The sequence below is a fragment of the Roseitalea sp. MMSF_3546 genome, assembly GCF_030732865.1.
Taxonomy (GTDB): Bacteria; Pseudomonadota; Alphaproteobacteria; order Rhizobiales; family Rhizobiaceae; genus Roseitalea.
Genome location: NZ_JASHKB010000001.1, coordinates 69,290 through 85,616 on the forward strand (window position 1 = coordinate 69,290; position 16,327 = coordinate 85,616).

Here is a 16,327-nt window from a genome sequence, read left to right on the forward strand (position 1 = left end):
GCCGCGAATCGAATCGAACGAATTGGTCCGGTTCACTGCCTCTGCAGCAGGCGGCACAGATCGTCGAGCTGTTCGAGCGAGCGATAGCGAATCCGCACCTCGCCGCCTTTGGCGCCGTGACTGATCGCCACGCGATAGCCCGTCGCGTCCGACAGCGCCTTTTCGAGCGACAGCGTATCGGCATCCTTGTCCGGTTTCGCCTTGCCGCCATTTGCGGCCTTGTCGCCGGCCGGGACCTGGGCCAGCGCCTCGGCCTGGCGCACCGAAAGCCCCTCCTCGACGATGCGACGGGCAAGCGCCATCGGGTCCGCGGCGGTGACCAGGCAGCGTGCATGGCCCGAGGACAGCGAACCGTCCGCCACCAGAGCTTGCACATCTTGGGGCAGCTTCAGCAGGCGCAGCGTGTTGGCGACATGGCTGCGGCTCTTACCGATCACGTCGCCCAGATCGGCTTGCGTGTAGCCGTGTTCGTCGATGAGCTGCTGATAGCCCGCTGCCTCCTCGATCGGGTTGAGATCGGCGCGCTGGACATTCTCGACGATGGCGAGCTCCAGCGCCGCCTTGTCGTCGACATCGCGGATGATGACCGGAATGTCGAGCAGCCCGGCGCGCTGCGCCGCCCGCCAGCGTCGCTCGCCGGCCACGATCTCGTAGCCATCGCGCCCGCGCGCCGTACGAACCACGATCGGCTGGATCAGCCCATGCTCGCGCAGCGAGCTTGCAAGTTCGTCGATCTCGGTCTGCGAAAAGGCGCGCCGGGGATTGTTCGGGTTCGGCGAAACGAGCTCGATCGGCACGGCCCGATCCTCCCTGACCACCGGCTCGGTGGCCGATTCGGGCTGGTCCATCTCGCCGATCAGCGCCGCCAGACCTCGCCCCAGCCGCTTGCTCGATCTGTCATCTGCCATGGTGATGCCCGTTTCGTTTCGACTGCGAATCCAAAATGGCTTAGGCCGCCCGCGCCTGTTTCTCGCGCTGGATGACCTCCGAGGCGAGGTTGAGATAGGCCTGACTTCCCGCGCATTGCAGGTCGTACAGGATCGCCGGCTTGCCGTAGGACGGCGCTTCGGACAGGCGCACATTGCGCGGAATCACTGTGTTGTAGACCGCCGTGCCCATATGGGCGCGCACATCGTCGACGACCTGATTGGCCAGATTGTTGCGCCGGTCATACATGGTCAGCACGATCCCCTGGATCGTCAGTTCCGCGTTGACGGACCCGCGCACCTGCTCGACGGTCTTCAGAAGCTGGCTGAGGCCTTCGAGCGCGAAGAACTCGCACTGCAACGGCACCAGCAGCGAATCCGCCGCGGCCATGGCGTTCAGCGTCAGAAGGTTCAGCGATGGCGGGCAGTCGACCAGCACATAGGTGAAGCGGCGCACATCGTCCTTTTCGAGCGCATTGCGCAATCGGAAGACGCGGTCGCGCGCCGTGGCGATTTCCATTTCGACGCCGAGCAGATCCATGGTCGACGGCACGATGGACAGGCCGGGCACGGCCGTGGCGATGGCCGCTTCGCAGGCCGTCGCGTCGCCCAGCAGCACGTCATAGGCCGAAACGGTGCGGTCGTCGCGGTCGATGCCGAGCCCGGTGCTGGCATTGCCCTGCGGGTCGACATCGACGATCAGCACGGTTTCGCCGATGGCGGCGAGCGCCGTGGCCAGATTGATGGCGGTGGTCGTCTTGCCGACGCCGCCCTTCTGATTGGCAATGGTGATCACGCGCGGTGATTTTGCCATCGAAAACTCCGAAGCACGCCCGCCATCCGGCATGGTTATCGCAGCGCACGCAGATTGGCGATCTCCAGGATCACGGAATCCGCTGCGACCTTGCTGCGATGTTCTATCAGATCGAAGGCCCAGCCGGCACGGCTTTCTTTGACTTCGGCGGCATATCCACGGCCTTTGTGAAACAGCGCCACCGTCGAGCCGGTCAGCCAGGGCTCCGCGAGCGCCAACAGGCGGGGCAACGGCGCAAGCGCGCGAGCGGTGACGATCTGCGGCGCCGGAATGGAAGGGATCGCGTCCTCGATCCGGACCGGATGCACGCGCGCCACGGGCGCGCAACGCGCTCTGACCGTCTGCAGAAAGGCCGCTTTCCTGCGATTGCTCTCGATCAGATCGACACGGGCTTCGGTGCTGTCGGACAGCAGGATCGCGATCACAAGGCCAGGGAAGCCGCCGCCGCTGCCCAGATCGACCCAATGACGCGCATCGGGCCTGAGCTCAAGAAGCTGTGCGCTGTCTGCGATATGACGCGACCATAGCTCGGGGCTGGTCGACGGCGCCGCCAGATTGATGCGCGACGACCACGTCTCGAACAGCGCCGCGAAATTCTCGAGCCGCTTCGCCGTTTCACGTGAAACACCGCCCGGTTCCAGTGCCCGGACGCTAACCATTCGCCGCCTTCGGCTCCGCCACGGCGCAAGGACCCTGCATCACGCGAAAATGCATCGCCAATAGCGCCAATGCCGCCGGCGTCATACCGTCGATCCGCTGCGCCTCGGCCATGCTTGCCGGCTTGCGGGCAGCCAGCTTGTCGCGCAGCTCGTTCGAAAGGCCGGCAATCCGCCCATAGTCGAGATCGGCCGGTATTGCCATGCCCTCATCGCGCTTGACGGCCGCGATGTCCGCCGCCTGCCGTTCCATATAGACGGCATATTGCGCCTCGATCTCCAGCCGCTCGCGAATCTTCGCATCGATGCTTTCCAGTTCGGGCCAGATCCGTATCAGATCGACGAAAACGACCCGCGGATAGGCCAGCAGATCGTAGGCCGACCGGCGCACCCCGTCATGATTGATTTCGAGTCCGAATCGGTTTGCCTCCTGCGGCGTTACCGACACTGACTTCACCCGCTGCCGGCCCGCCTCGAGCGCTTCCCGCGCCGCTTGGAAATGGATCTTTCGGGCATCGGACGCCAGCCCGGTTTCGATCGCCAGCGGTGTCAGACGCATATCGGCATTGTCGATCCGCAGCGAAAGCCGGTATTCGGCGCGCGACGTGAACATCCGGTAGGGCTCGGACACGCCCCGCGACGTCAGATCGTCGATCAGCACCCCGATATAGCTTTCCGCCCGGCTGAACAGCACCGGATCCGCGCCGCCGGCAAACCGCGCCGCGTTGAGCCCGGCGACAAGCCCTTGTGCCGCGGCCTCCTCGTAGCCGGTCGTGCCATTGATCTGCCCGGCAAGATAAAATCCCTCGACGCCGCGCAGCGCCAGGCTTGGATGCAGCGCACGCGGATCGACATAGTCATACTCGATCGCGTAACCCGGCTGCACGATCACCGCCTGTTCGAGGCCGGCGATCGTCGCCAGCAACGCATGCTGGACATCCTCCGGCAGCGACGTGGAAATGCCGTTCGGATACACCGTGTCGTCATCCAGCCCCTCCGGCTCGAGAAAGACCTGGTGTCCGTCGCGGTCACCGAACCTGACCACCTTGTCCTCGATCGACGGGCAATAGCGCGGTCCCACGCCTTCGATCCGACCCGAATACATCGCGGACCGCTCGATATTATCGCGAATGAGCGCATGCGTTGCCTCGGTCGTGCGCGTCACGCCGCAGGCAATCTGCGGATTGGCAATCGACCCGGTCAGATAGGAGAAGGGAACCGGATCATCGTCCGCCTCCTGCCGCTCGAGACGGTCCCAGACGATCGTGCATCCGTCGAGCCGGGGCGGCGTACCCGTCTTCAGCCGGCCGAGCGGAACGTTGAGCGCGGCGAGCTGTTCGGCAAGGCCGATGCTTGGCTGCTCGCCCATGCGCCCGGCGGCGAAGGACCGCTCGCCGATATGGATCATGCCCCGCAGGAACGTGCCGGTCGTCAGCACCACGGCGCCGGCGCGGATCGCCTCGCCGCTTCCGGTGACGATTCCGGCGACGCGCCCCGGCCTGTCGAAATGCAGTGCCGCCACCTCGGCCTCGACGACATCGAGGCCGTCCATGGCTCGGATTTCAGTCTGCATGGCCTGGCGATAGAGCTTGCGGTCGGCCTGGGTTCGCGGGCCTCGCACCGCCGGACCCTTGCGCCGATTGAGCAGCCGGAACTGGATACCGGCCGCGTCCGCAACGCGGCCCATCAGCCCGTCCAGGGCGTCGATCTCGCGCACCAGATGACCCTTGCCAAGCCCGCCAATGGCCGGATTGCAGGACATCACGCCGATCGTGTCGAACCGATGCGTGACGAGCGCCGTGCGCGCCCCGGTGGACGCGGCCGCCCGTGCGGCTTCGACGCCGGCATGGCCGCCGCCCACAATGATGACGTCATAGCTGTCGGTCATCGACCGCACTCCGCTTCAAGCCAATGGCGACGACTTGGCCCGATCGCGCCGCCGCGTCAAGAGCCACGCTGTTTCACGTGAAACACGCAGTCCGCCTTCTAGGCCCATAACCTGGCCAGCGCCGCGTTCGGTGATGTTTCACGTGAATCACTTGCCGATGCAGAATGCGCCGAAAATCTCGCCGAGCACCTCTTCCACATCGATGGCCCCGGTGATCTTGCCGAGCGCCTCGGCCGCGATACGCAGATCCTCGGCCCGCAGTTCCACCGCCGCGCCACCGTCACAAGCGCGGGTCAAGGCCTCGGCACAGGCCCGCAGATGACCCACATGGCGCGCCCGGCTCGGCGCCACATCGACAACCGAGCCCGCCCGTTCCCCGATCATCGCCGTCAACCGGGTCAGCAGAACATCGACACCGTCACCGGTCAGGGCGCTGATGCCAAGATCGGCGTCGGCGGCCGACCGACCCCGATCGGTTTTCGTCGCAATGCGCCAGACCGGAACCGCGGCCGGCAGGTCGAGATCGTCGAAGCCATCGCCTTCGGAGAGCTGCAACACCAGATCGGCATCCCGTGCCCGGGCCCGAGCGCGCCGGATGCCTTCCTGTTCGACAACCCCATCGGCTTCGCGCAGCCCGGCCGTATCGGCCAGGACAACCAGATATCCGCCCAGATCGAGCCGAACCTCGACGATATCGCGCGTGGTCCCCGGTTCCGACGAAACGATCGCCCGATCGCTGCCCGAAAGCGCGTTCAGAAGCGTCGACTTGCCCGCATTGGGCTGTCCCACGATCACGATCTGAAAGCCCGAACGCATCATCGTGCCGCGTTTCTCGGCGCCAAGATGACGGCCGATCTCCTCGCGCAGCGCCGCCATATCGCCCCAGATCCGATTGGCGACCGACCCCGGCACGTCATCTTCGTCGGCAAAATCGATCTCCGCCTCGATCATCGCCCGCGCATGCAGCAACCGATCACGCCATGCCGCATAGAGCGCTCCATGGGTTCCCTCGGCCTGCTGCACGGCGAAGCGCCGCTGCGCTTCCGTTTCGGCGGCGATAAGATCGCCAAGCCCTTCGGCGGCGGTCAGGTCCAGCTTGCCATTGGCAAAGGCGCGGCGGGCGAATTCCCCGGCCTCCGCCAGCCGCACACCGGTCTGGGCGGTCGCCAGTTCGAGCACACGGTCGATGACGGCGCGACTGCCGTGAAGCTGCAATTCCGCCGAATCCTCGCCGGTGAAGCTCGCCGGCCCCGGCATCCACACCACGATCCCGCGATCGATAAGCGATCCATCCGGATCGCGTAACGCCCGCAGGCTCGCCATGCGGGGTTCGGGCACGGACCCGCACAATCGCTCCACCACGGGTCCGGCACCCGGCCCCGAGATGCGGATCACCGCCACGCCGCTGGGCGGCGCGCCGCTCGAAAGGGCAATGATCGTGTCCATATCGTTGCGCCCCCGAATCGGATGGTCGGCCGACAGATCCGATGCATGGTGTCGCGGCCACCGAGAAATTCGTTGCGGAAACGAATCGGATAGGCGTGATGAACTCTTCGTTCCGCAAACGAATCGATATCAGGCGTTCATCGAATCGAAGAACTCGGCATTGTTCTTGGTCTGGCGCAGCTTGTCTATCAGGAACTCGATCGCATCCGTCGTCCCCATCGGCGCCAGGATGCGGCGCAGCACGAAAATCTTCTGTAGGTCGGACCGTGGCACCAGCAGGTCCTCCTTGCGCGTGCCGGACTTGAGGATATCCATCGCCGGGAAGATACGCTTGTCCGCCACCTTGCGGTCGAGCACGATCTCCGAATTGCCGGTCCCCTTGAACTCCTCGAAGATCACCTCGTCCATGCGGCTGCCGGTATCGATCAGGGCGGTCGCGATGATGGTCAGCGATCCGCCTTCCTCGATATTGCGCGCCGCGCCGAAGAACCGCTTGGGCCGCTGCAGGGCATTGGCATCGACACCGCCGGTCAGCACCTTGCCGCTCGAGGGCACCACCGTGTTGTAGGCCCGGCCCAGGCGCGTGATCGAATCGAGCAGGATCACAACGTCCCGGCCGTGCTCGACGAGCCGCTTGGCCTTCTCGATGACCATCTCGGCGACCTGCACGTGCCGCGACGCCGGCTCGTCGAAGGTCGACGACACGACCTCGCCATTGACCGAGCGCTGCATGTCCGTGACCTCCTCGGGCCGCTCGTCGATCAGCAGGACGATCAGATAGCATTCGGGATGGTTGGCGGTGATCGAATGGGCGATGTTCTGCAGCAGAACCGTCTTGCCGGTGCGCGGCGGCGCCACGATCAGCCCGCGCTGGCCCTTGCCCAGCGGCGCGATGAGATCGATCACCCGGGATGACAGATCCTTGGTCTGCCGGTTTTCGACCTCCATGTTGATCCGCTGATCGGGATAGAGCGGCGTGAGGTTGTCGAAATGGCTCTTGTGGCGGATCTTCTCGGGATCCTCGAAATTGATCGTGTTGACCTTGAGAAGCGCGAAGTAGCGTTCGCCGTCCTTGGGCGCGCGGATCGTGCCTTGAACCGTATCACCCGTCTTCAGCGAAAAACGGCGGATCTGCGAGGGAGAGATATAGATGTCGTCCGGACCAGGCAGATAGTTGGCGCTCGCCGAGCGTAGAAACCCGAAACCGTCCTGCAAGACCTCGACAACGCCTTCGCCGATGATTTCGACCTCATCGGCCGCCATGCGCTTGAGAATGGCGAACATCAATTCCTGCTTGCGCAGGACACTGGCGTTTTCCACTTCCACGCTCTCTGCGAATTCGACGAGCTCGGGCGCCGATTTCTGTTGCAAATCGTGTAGCTTCATCTGTTCCATGGTCGAACCTGGTCAGGAAAAAGGAGAAGGCAGCAGAATACGCGCAGGGGAAGGAAGAAGTGCGGCGACCGCCTGTTGCGCCATTTACGGGCTCTTTGTGCCGATTTCAAGACGCGCCGCGCCGAAACCGCGCGGACCCCTCCGATCGCGAGCGTCCGATCACAACGGCTTGACGATCACCAGGATCACCGCCGCGATCATCGCGAGCGTCGGCACCTCGTTGACCATGCGCCAGTGCCCCGCGCTGCGCGTGTTGGTGCCTTCGGCGAAATGCCGCGCCGACCGCGCCAGATAGCCATGCGCCGCCGTCATCGCCAGCACCGCGACCATCTTCAGCACGAACCAGGGCGCCAGCCAGAAACTGCCCGCCCAGGCGAGCCACAGGCCGAATGCCCACGACACCAGCATGGCCGGCAGCATGATGACCTTCAGCAGCCGCCGTTCCATGACGACGAAGGTCTGCGCCTGCACCGAGCCGGGCTCGGCGTCGCAATGATAGACGAACAGGCGCGGCAGATAGAGCATGCCCGCCATCCAGGATATGATCGCGATCACATGGACCGCCCTGGCCCAGTCATAGCGAGCCGCGGGCGACAACACGAACACGAACGCCGCCAGCGCCAGAAACGCGACCAGCGCCATCGCCGCGCGCATTGCCGCCTTGCGCCCCTTCTGCGCGCCGGTCTCACGGGCTTCCGCGCTCACATCGTGCTCCGCTTCACGCAAGGATCATGCCTGCCCGCGCACGTAATCGACAAGGTAGGCCATGTCGTCCGGGTCGGCCTGCGGCGTGATGCCATGGCCCAGATTGAACACGAACGGACCACCCGACAGCGCTTCCAGGATCCGGTCGACCCCTTCCCTGATCGCCGCGCGCCCGGCCACGACGCGCAGCGGGTCGAGATTGCCCTGCACGGGCCCCTCCTTCTGCATCTCCGCGGCGATGTCGAGCGGCACCGTCCAGTCGAGCGCCACCATGTCGGCGCCCGTCTTCTCGCGATAGCCGCGATACTGGTAACCGGCGCCCTTCGGAAAGGCGATCACCTTCGCGCCGGGCCGTTCGGCGCGCACCATCTCGATGATCCGTCGGACCGGACGCACGCAACAGCGCTCGAATGCCGCTTCGTCGAGCACCGCCGCCCAGCTGTCGAAGATCTTCACGGCATCGGCACCGGCATCGAGCTGGCCGACGAGATAGCGTGCCGATGCCTCGGCGAGCAGGTCCAGCAGCCTGTCGAGCTCGGCCGGCTCGCGATAGAGCATCATCCGCGCCGGCGCCTGATCGGCCGTGCCGCGGCCGGCGATCATGTAGGTCGCAACCGTCCACGGCGCACCGCAAAAGCCGAGCAGCGTCGTCTCCTCGGGCAGATCGGCCCGCAGCCGCCGCACCGTCTCGAAGACCGGCGCCAGATGATCGGTCACCGTCGCGATACTCAACGTGTCGACCTCTCCGGGCTCCAGCGGCCGCATGCGCGGTCCCTCGCCCTGCACGAAGGTCACGTCCCTTTTCAGCGCATCGGGGATCAGGAGGATGTCGGCAAACAGGATCGCCGCGTCAAAGCCGTAGCGGCGGATCGGCTGCATCGTCGCTTCAACGGCAAGGTCCGGCGTATAGCAGAAATCGAGAAAGCTCTTCGCCTGGGCCCGGGTCTGCCGGTATTCGGGCAGGTATCGTCCGGCCTGCCGCATCACCCAGATCGGGGGCGGGTTCACCGTTTCGCCCTGCATGACCTTCAGGATGTTTCGCGTCGCCATCGCCATGCGCAGCGGTCCTTTCACAGCCTTCTATAGAGAAATGATGGAGATTAGGGATTCTTGATTCTTCTATGAGTCTGTGAATAGCCGGAATTGTTTCCTTCGCCCGTCAAAGCCCCGCGCCATCCCAAACGACCTACGGACCGCCACATTGGCTGTGCAAGAAGCGACCGATCTGTGGATAGCAGCAAATCGGTAACGCTCTCAAGCCCTTGCGCGCCGCTCACCCGAACGCCGTCTTTGGATCGCGCGCGGATACGGCGTGCGTTTTCGCCCAATTCCCGCAATTCACATCCGGCGCGCCTTTCGCCTCCCCCATCCTCCACATGTTGATGCAAAAGGCGCTTTTCGCCGCCCCTGTGCATGTCCGTTCGCCGCGCTTTGCGTTGTCCACACCGGCCAGGCGATTCCCCGTCCGTCCGCGTTCCAATGCATCGCTTGCCTTGACGGGCCCGGGGGTTCTAAACGGCAGGCACGATGACACAGCGATCCGAACCCGCATCGATCCTCATCCTGGCCTCGGCCAGCGCCTTTCGCGCCGAGATCCTGCGCAATGCGGGCCTTGTCATCGACACGGCGCCGGCCCGCATCGACGAGCGCGCCGTCGAAGCCCCGCTCCTCGAAGGCGGGCTCGATGCCGCCGACATTGCCGCGGTGCTGGCCGAAGCCAAGGCCGCCGAGGTCGCCGCGCGCCATCCCGGCCGGCTGGTGCTCGGCGCCGACCAGACCCTGTCCTTTGAAGGGCGATTGCTGCACAAGCCCGCCGACATGGATGAAGCACGGCGGCGCCTTCTGGCCTTTTCGGGCAAGACCCACAGCCTGCACAGCGCGATGGCGCTCACGCGCGACGGCGAAACGCTGTGGCGCCATGTCGCAACCGCGCACATGCATGTGCGCCGATTGTCGCCTGGCTTCGTCGGCCGCCATCTTGCGCGGGTCGGCGAGGCCGCGCTCGCCAGCGTCGGCGCCTACCGGATCGAGGGCGAGGGCATTCAGCTGTTCGAACGGGTCGATGGCGACCATTTCACCATTATCGGCCTGCCGCTGCTGCCGCTTCTGGCGCAGTTGCGGGCGATGGCGGCGATCGATGGCTGAGGCGCCGCGCGCCTTCGTCGTCGGCCATCCCATCGGCCATTCGCGTTCGCCGCTGATCCATCGCTACTGGCTTCGAGCGCTCGCCATTGCCGGCAGCTACGAGGCGGTCGATGTCGCCCCCGCCGGTTTCCGTGCCTTCCTCGATTCGCTTGCGAACGCGGGCTGGGCCGGCGGCAATGTGACGATCCCGCACAAGGAGGCGGCCTTCGCCGCGCTCGATCGGCGCGATGAGGCGGCCCGGGTCATCGGCGCGGTCAACACGGTCTGGTTCGAGGATGGCGCGCCATGCGCCGGCAATACCGACGCCTACGGATTTGCCGCCAATCTCGATGATTTCGCCCCGGACTGGCGCGCCGGCGCGCGCGCGCTGGTCATCGGCGCCGGCGGCGCCAGCCGCGCCGTCATCCACGCCCTTGTCGGCGCCGGATTTCGTCATGTCGATCTGGCCAACCGCACCCTGGCCCGCGCCGGTGACCTGGCGGCCCGCTTCGGCGCCAGCGTCCACCCCGCATCGCTCGAGGCGCTCGATCGCCTTGCCCCGCATGCCGATCTCATCGTCAACACCACTTCGCTGGGCATGAAGGGGCAGCCGCCCCTGACGCTCGATCTGGCCCGCGCCCGCGATGACGCCATTGTCGTCGACATCGTCTATGCGCCGCTTCATACCCCGATCCTCGAGGCCGCCCGCGAACGAGGGCTGACCGCCGTCGATGGCCTTGGCATGCTCCTGCATCAGGCGGTGCCGGGCTTTCAGCGCTGGTTCGGCGAACGCCCGAAGGTCGATGCGGCGCTGCGCGCCCATATCGTCGCCGACCTCGCAAGGGCGGGCCTGGCATGATCCGGCTGGGACTCACAGGGTCGATCGGCATGGGCAAGTCCACCACGGCGGCCATGTTCGCCGACGCCGGCGTGCCGGTGCACGATGCCGATGGCGCCGTGCATGAACTGTATCGCGGCGAGGCCGCCCCGCTGATCGAAGCCGCCTTTCCCGGCACCACGCAAAACGGCGTGGTCGATCGCGAAAGGCTCGGTGCGCGCGTGCTCGACGACCCCGAGGCGATGGCAAGGCTCGAAGCGATCGTCCACCCGCTTGTGCGCCAGGCCGAGGACCGTTTCCTGGCCGAGGCATCGGCGCGGGGCGTCCCGCTCGTGGTTCTCGATATCCCGCTTCTGTTCGAGGTCGGCGCCGAGGATCGCGTCGACCGCATCCTGGTGGTCACAGCGCCGGCCGAGGTGCAGCGCGAGCGCGTGCTGGGCCGGCCGTCCATGACCGGCGACAAGTTCGACGCGATCCTCGCCCGTCAGGTTCCCGATGCCGAAAAGCGCCGCCGTGCCGACTTTCTCATCGACACCTCGCTTGGCCTTGACAATGCCCGCGCCAAGGTGCGCGACCTGATCGCCGTGCTGAACGCCGAAGCCCGCCAGGCCGAGGCGGCGACGATCCGCCAATAGGCTTGGACAGGCCTGCTGTCCCCTTGAGCGCGCGCCCCGATCGCGTATGAATCGGAACGCGATGCGTGAGATCATCTTCGACACCGAGACCACCGGGCTCGACCCGTCCGCCGACCGCATCATCGAGATCGGCGCCGTCGAACTCGACAACCGGTTCCTGACCGGCCGCCATTATCATGTCTTCATCAATCCCGACGGCCGACCGGTGCATCCCGACGCGCTCGCCGTGCACGGCATCGGCGACGACATGCTGCGCGACAAGCCACGCTTTGCCGAAGTGGTCGATGCATGGCTGGAGTTCACCGCAGGCGCCCGGCTGATCGCGCACAACGCGAACTTCGACGTCGGCTTCTTCAACGCCGAGTTCGACCGCATCGGTTTCCCGCAAATCGAGGCCGAGCGCGTCGTCGACAGCCTGGCGCTGGCGCGCCGCCGCCATCCGATGGGTCCCAATTCGCTCGACGCGCTGTGCCAGCGCTACGGCGTCGACAATTCGCGGCGCACCAAGCACGGTGCCCTGCTCGACTGTGAGCTTCTGGCCGAGGTCTATATCGAACTGGTCGGCGGCAAGCAGGCGGCGCTGGGATTCGACATCGCCGATGGCGACTATCAGGCCGAAGGCGCGGGTGTGCGCAGCCGCGCATGCCATGGCGAACGGCCGAGCCCGCTCGCCCCGCGCCTCAGCGAAGAAGAGGCGGCCGCCCATGCCCGCATGGTCGAGCTTCTGGGCGAGGACGCGCTGTGGCGAAAGCTGGGTTGACGGCCGGATCGGCCTTCCGGCTCAGTTCGTGGCCGGCTGCTGCTGCTGAACCTTCTGCTTGGCCTGTTCCTCGGCCATGCGCTTCTGGAACATCTTCAAGAAGTCGATCGGGTCGATCATCAGCGGCGGGAAGCCGCCATTGCGCGTGCATTCGGCCACGATCTGGCGGGCGAAGGGGAACAGCATGCGCGGGCATTCGACGAACACCACCGGCAGCGTCTGCTCCCTGGGAAAGCCCTCGATGCGGAACACGCCGCCATAGACGAGTTCGACATTGAACAGCACCTTCTCGCCGTCCTTGGCGGTGGCGTTCAGCGTCAGCACCACGTCATAGTCATTGTCGGCGATGGCGTTGGCGTTCACATTGACATTGATGTTGATCGCCGGCGCCTTTTCGCGCGGACGCAGCGACATCGGCGCGCCCGGGCTTTCGAAGGAAAGATCCTTGACATACTGCGTCAGCACGCTGAGCCGCGGCGCCTGGCCGTTGCCATTGCCGCTGGCGGTCGCGCCGTTTTCGCCCTCGGGTTTGGTCTGCGTGTCCTTCGCCATCGAAATCGCCTGCTGATTGGGAATTGGAAACAATGATGCGCCTGCCGCGCCGGTTGCGGTCGCCTAGCATGGTGCATGAGGCCTGACAAGCACTGGCCCGGCTCAGCGCCTGGCCGGCGGCTCGTCTTCGCCCCAGGGCGAATCGGGGTCCGGATCACGCGCGTAGTCGTCCTCGGACAGATCGATGGTCGGCCCGCCATCGCCCCGGTCGCTGCCGCGCGGCGTGCCGGTGTCGTGCGGCGTGACCACCCTGATGCGGCTGCGCGCGAAGCCCCAGACGGTGTCGCGGATGAACGGCACGAACAGCGCAAAGCCCGCCGCGTCGGTCACGAAGCCCGGCGTCAGCAGCAGCACGCCCGCCACCAGGATCATCACGCCATGAACCAGTTCGCGCGCCGGCACGCGGCCGGCATTCATGTCCGCCTGGATGCGGTTGACCAGGCCGAAGCCCTGAATGCGCAGCAGGATCGACCCGCCGATGGCCGTCACCACCACCAGAGCCAGCGTTGCGAGCACGCCGATCTGTCCGCCGACGACAACGAACACGGCGATCTCCATCAGCGGGATCACCAGAAGCGCGAAGGGAATGAGGGAAAACGGCATGCAACTCCGGAAATCTGGATCGTCGGCGCATTGGCGACGTTGTTTTCCATCATCTAGGTACTGTGGCACCCGGTTTGAATGATGACGCCGCGCGTTCTATATCATAAGGAGCGCGCCAAACGCAGCAAACACCAGTAGCGGACGTATCGATGGACACCTCCAACATAGTCACCCTCATCTTCGTGGTCGCGGCGGTGTTTGTCTTCCTGCAGTTGCGCAATGTCCTTGGCCGGCGCACCGGCCATGAGCGACCGCCTTTCGACCCCTATGCGCGATCGGGCAAGGATGTGGGCAATGACGATGCCGGCGAAGCGGACAATGTCATCACGCTGCCCGGACGCGGCGAGAAATCCGATCCCTATTCCGATATCGACAAGGTCGCCAAGCCCGGCACCGAACTGAACGCCGGCCTGCGCGCCATTCGCGATGCCGCGCCCGACTTCGACCCTCAGGAGTTTCTGGCTGGCGCCAAGATGGCCTACGAGATGATCGTGATGGCCTTCGCCGACGGCGACCGTAAGACGCTCCGCAACCTTCTGACCAAGGATGTCTATGAAGGCTTCGAGGCCGCGCTCGACGAGCGCGAGGCGCGCGGCGAGACGGTCCAGACCAATTTCGTCGGCATCGACTCCATTTCCATCAGCGCTGCCCAGATGCGCGAGCACGAAGCGCTGGTGACCGTTTCGGTGGTCAGCCAGCTCGTCTCGGCGACCCGCGGCGCCGACGGCGAGATCGTCGAGGGCGATCCCGATGCCGTGGCCGAAGTGCAGGATGTCTGGACCTTCGTGCGCGACGTGCGCGACCGCGATCCGAACTGGAAGCTGGAAGCGACCGAAGCCGACGACTGAGGCGCGGGCGCGGGAGGCCGCCGGACCATGTGGCAGCTTCGCCCGACGGACTTCGCGGAACTGCCGGGCTGGCGCGAGGACGACCACGGCGCGGCGCTCGCGACCTTTCGTCGCCATGGCGAAAAGCCGGCCGCCGAGCGCTATCGCACCGGCCGGCTGGGCATTGCGCCCGATCCCCTGATCGATCTCGCCCGCAAGGCGGGCGATCGCAGGGCCCGCCTCTCTCCCCGCGCCTTTTTCGAGGCCCATTTCGCGCCGTTTCGCCTTCACGCCCGCAACGGTGCGCGCGGTCTCGTGACCGGCTTTTTCGAACCGGTCCTGCCGGCGAGCCGCGACCGCAAGCCGCCCTTCGCGACGCCGCTCCTGCGCCGGCCGCCGGATCTGGTCGCCGTCGACAAGGCCGGCCGACCGCCCGAACTCGATGCCGGCTTTCGGTTCGCCCGCCGCCTGCCCGATGGCCGGCTGGCCGAATATCCCGACCGTGCCGCCATCGAGGCGGGCGCGCTCGCCGGGCAGGGGCTCGAAATCGCCTGGCTGGCCGATCCGGTCGACGCCTTCTTCGTGCACGTCCAGGGCGCCGCCCGGCTCGCCATGGACGACGGCTCGGTCATGCGCGTGAGCTATGACGGCAAGACCGGCCATCCCTTCACCGCGATCGGCCGGCTTCTGGTCGAGCGCGGCGAGATCGACGCCGAAACGGTCTCGATGCAGACCATCCGGGCCTGGCTGACCGGCCATCGGGACCGGGCAGCCGCGCTCATGCGGGAAAACCGGTCCTACATCTTCTTCAAGGCCATGCCGCCGGGCGACCCGCGGGACGGGCCGGTCGCCGCCGCGAAGATCCCGCTCACCGCGCATCGCTCGCTCGCCGTCGACCGGCTCATCCACACCTTCGGCACGCCGATCCATGTCCATGCCGACGCCGTCGCCGGCAAGCCGGTTCGGCGCCTGATGATCGCCCAGGAAACCGGCTCGGCGATTGTCGGCCCGGCGCGCGGCGACATCTTCTTCGGCACCGGCGAGACGGCCGGAGAGGCCGCCGGCGGCGTGCGTTCGGCCTGCGACTTCACCGTGCTCGTGCCGCGCGCGCTGGCCGAACGTCTTCCCGGGGAGCTCGACGCATGAGCAAGCGCCGGGCCGACCACAAGCCGAACCATCCGCTGTCGCTGGAAGACCGGATCCTGTGGAACCGCGTGGCGCGCACCGTCAATCCGCTCGACCGGGCGCGCCATCGCGCCGCCCAGCAGGAGGTCTGGGCCGAATGGGTGGCTGAGGCCTTCGACGACCAACCGCCGACGGACAGGCCCGTCTCGCGCCCCTCCGGCGAAACCCGTCGCGCCGCCCTGCCGCGCACTGGCGCGGCGCCGGCCCGGCCCGAACCCCGACCGGGCCACAGGCCGTCCGGACCCGGCCCGCTCGAGCAGCCGGTCTATCGCAAGCTGGCGCGCGGTCGCATGCCCATCGATGCCTCCATCGACCTGCATCACCTGACGCAGGACGAGGCCCACACCCATCTGCACCGCTTTCTGGTTCAGGCGCGGGCGCGCGATTGCCGGCACGTGCTCGTGGTGACTGGCAAGGGACGCTCGCCGCACAGCGAGGGCGTGTTGCGCCGCATGCTGCCGATCTGGCTTGCCGCCGAACCCTTCGCCTCGCTCGTCAGCGGCGTCCGCCAGGCGGCGCGCGGCCATGGCGGCGAGGGCGCGTTCTATGTCCGCCTGCGCCGGCCGGGCGATCACCGCCGGTCCGCGCGGCGATGACGCCGTTCGGCCAGCGCCTGCGCGAACTGCGCGCCGAACGGGGCATGACGCAAAAGCAGATGGCCGAGGCGATCGGCGTGTCGGCCGCCTATCTTTCGGCGCTCGAACACGGCAAGCGCGGCACGCCGCGCTGGATCCTCGTCCAGCAGATCGTCGCCTGCCTCAACATCATCTGGGACGAAGCCGACGATTTGCAGCGCCTCGCCCTGCAATCGGCGCCGAAGGTGACGATCGACACCTCGAACCTGTCGCCCAAGGCGACGGAACTGGCCAATCTTCTGGCGGCCGGAATCGAGGTTCTTGGCGACGAGACGCTCGAGGATCTGCGGCTTCGGCTCGACGCGGCGATTAGGCACGCCGGGCGGTGACCGGGACCG

General features: G+C 66.4%; 18 protein-coding genes. 8 read left to right on the forward strand and 10 right to left on the reverse strand.

Going from position 1 to position 16,327, the window contains the following annotated elements:
• Positions 1-32 precede the first annotated feature (32 nt).
• From RBB34_RS00340 to hemE, 8 genes are all read right to left on the reverse strand, one after another.
• Positions 33-908: a ParB/RepB/Spo0J family partition protein gene (locus RBB34_RS00340; protein ID WP_306117188.1), complete on the reverse strand. Its 876-nt coding sequence runs from the start codon at positions 906-908 to the stop codon at positions 33-35.
• Positions 909-948: 40 nt separating this feature from the next.
• A complete protein-coding gene (locus RBB34_RS00345; RefSeq protein ID WP_306117189.1) occupies positions 949-1,740 on the reverse strand; it encodes a ParA family protein in 792 nt (263 codons plus the stop codon).
• Positions 1,741-1,775: 35 nt separating this feature from the next.
• On the reverse strand, positions 1,776-2,399 hold the full coding sequence (gene rsmG / locus RBB34_RS00350) for a 16S rRNA (guanine(527)-N(7))-methyltransferase RsmG (protein WP_306117190.1): 624 nt from the start codon (positions 2,397-2,399) through the stop codon (positions 1,776-1,778).
• Entirely contained in the window at positions 2,392-4,284 is a 1,893-nt protein-coding gene (mnmG, locus tag RBB34_RS00355) for a tRNA uridine-5-carboxymethylaminomethyl(34) synthesis enzyme MnmG (protein ID WP_306117191.1), read from the reverse strand. Before mnmG ends, rsmG begins: the two co-directional genes overlap by 8 nt.
• 147 nt (positions 4,285-4,431) lie before the next feature.
• Entirely contained in the window at positions 4,432-5,730 is a 1,299-nt protein-coding gene (gene mnmE / locus RBB34_RS00360) for a tRNA uridine-5-carboxymethylaminomethyl(34) synthesis GTPase MnmE (protein WP_306117192.1), read from the reverse strand.
• A gap of 129 nt (positions 5,731-5,859) precedes the next feature.
• Entirely contained in the window at positions 5,860-7,125 is a 1,266-nt protein-coding gene (rho, locus tag RBB34_RS00365; RefSeq protein WP_306117193.1) for a transcription termination factor Rho, read from the reverse strand.
• 159 nt (positions 7,126-7,284) lie between these two features.
• Positions 7,285-7,830 (reverse strand): protoporphyrinogen oxidase HemJ, encoded by a 546-nt coding sequence (hemJ, locus tag RBB34_RS00370; RefSeq protein ID WP_306117194.1) that lies wholly within the window; start codon positions 7,828-7,830, stop codon positions 7,285-7,287.
• Positions 7,831-7,854: 24 nt separating this feature from the next.
• Positions 7,855-8,886 carry a uroporphyrinogen decarboxylase gene (hemE, locus tag RBB34_RS00375; protein WP_306117195.1) on the reverse strand — a complete coding sequence of 344 codons (1,032 nt, stop codon included), beginning with the start codon at positions 8,884-8,886 and terminating at the stop codon, positions 7,855-7,857.
• A gap of 471 nt (positions 8,887-9,357) precedes the next feature.
• On the opposite strand from hemE, the gene RBB34_RS00380 reads away from it, so the two are divergent.
• From RBB34_RS00380 to dnaQ, 4 genes are all read left to right on the forward strand, one after another.
• On the forward strand, positions 9,358-9,975 hold the full coding sequence (locus RBB34_RS00380) for a Maf-like protein (RefSeq protein ID WP_306117196.1): 618 nt from the start codon (positions 9,358-9,360) through the stop codon (positions 9,973-9,975).
• Complete coding sequence (locus tag RBB34_RS00385; RefSeq protein WP_306117197.1) at positions 9,968-10,813, forward strand: shikimate dehydrogenase; 846 nt, start codon at positions 9,968-9,970, stop codon at positions 10,811-10,813. The genes RBB34_RS00380 and RBB34_RS00385 overlap by 8 nt, the downstream gene beginning before the upstream one ends.
• A complete protein-coding gene (gene coaE / locus RBB34_RS00390) occupies positions 10,810-11,427 on the forward strand; it encodes a dephospho-CoA kinase (RefSeq protein ID WP_306117198.1) in 618 nt (205 codons plus the stop codon). Before RBB34_RS00385 ends, coaE begins: the two co-directional genes overlap by 4 nt.
• A 61-nt stretch (positions 11,428-11,488) precedes the next feature.
• Positions 11,489-12,187 (forward strand): DNA polymerase III subunit epsilon, encoded by a 699-nt coding sequence (gene dnaQ / locus RBB34_RS00395; protein WP_306117199.1) that lies wholly within the window; start codon positions 11,489-11,491, stop codon positions 12,185-12,187.
• Positions 12,188-12,208: 21 nt separating this feature from the next.
• Here the strand turns inward: dnaQ and secB are convergent, their stop codons facing one another.
• Positions 12,209-12,739 (reverse strand): protein-export chaperone SecB, encoded by a 531-nt coding sequence (secB, locus tag RBB34_RS00400; RefSeq protein ID WP_306117200.1) that lies wholly within the window; start codon positions 12,737-12,739, stop codon positions 12,209-12,211.
• A gap of 102 nt (positions 12,740-12,841) precedes the next feature.
• Positions 12,842-13,342 carry an FxsA family protein gene (locus tag RBB34_RS00405; protein WP_306117201.1) on the reverse strand — a complete coding sequence of 167 codons (501 nt, stop codon included), beginning with the start codon at positions 13,340-13,342 and terminating at the stop codon, positions 12,842-12,844.
• Positions 13,343-13,491: 149 nt separating this feature from the next.
• Between RBB34_RS00405 and RBB34_RS00410 the strand changes: the two genes are divergently transcribed.
• Genes RBB34_RS00410 through RBB34_RS00425 form a run of 4 tightly spaced genes read left to right on the forward strand, consistent with a single transcriptional unit; the run spans position 13,492 to position 16,318 of the window.
• Positions 13,492-14,190, forward strand: a complete 699-nt coding sequence (locus tag RBB34_RS00410; protein ID WP_306117202.1) for a Tim44/TimA family putative adaptor protein — start codon at positions 13,492-13,494, stop codon at positions 14,188-14,190.
• 27 nt (positions 14,191-14,217) lie between these two features.
• On the forward strand, positions 14,218-15,315 hold the full coding sequence (locus tag RBB34_RS00415; RefSeq protein WP_306117203.1) for an MltA domain-containing protein: 1,098 nt from the start codon (positions 14,218-14,220) through the stop codon (positions 15,313-15,315).
• Positions 15,312-15,950, forward strand: coding sequence for a Smr/MutS family protein (locus RBB34_RS00420; protein ID WP_306117204.1), 639 nt, complete (start codon positions 15,312-15,314; stop codon positions 15,948-15,950). The genes RBB34_RS00415 and RBB34_RS00420 overlap by 4 nt, the downstream gene beginning before the upstream one ends.
• Positions 15,947-16,318, forward strand: coding sequence for a helix-turn-helix domain-containing protein (locus tag RBB34_RS00425; protein WP_306117205.1), 372 nt, complete (start codon positions 15,947-15,949; stop codon positions 16,316-16,318). The genes RBB34_RS00420 and RBB34_RS00425 overlap by 4 nt, the downstream gene beginning before the upstream one ends.
• Positions 16,319-16,327: the final 9 nt, after the last annotated feature.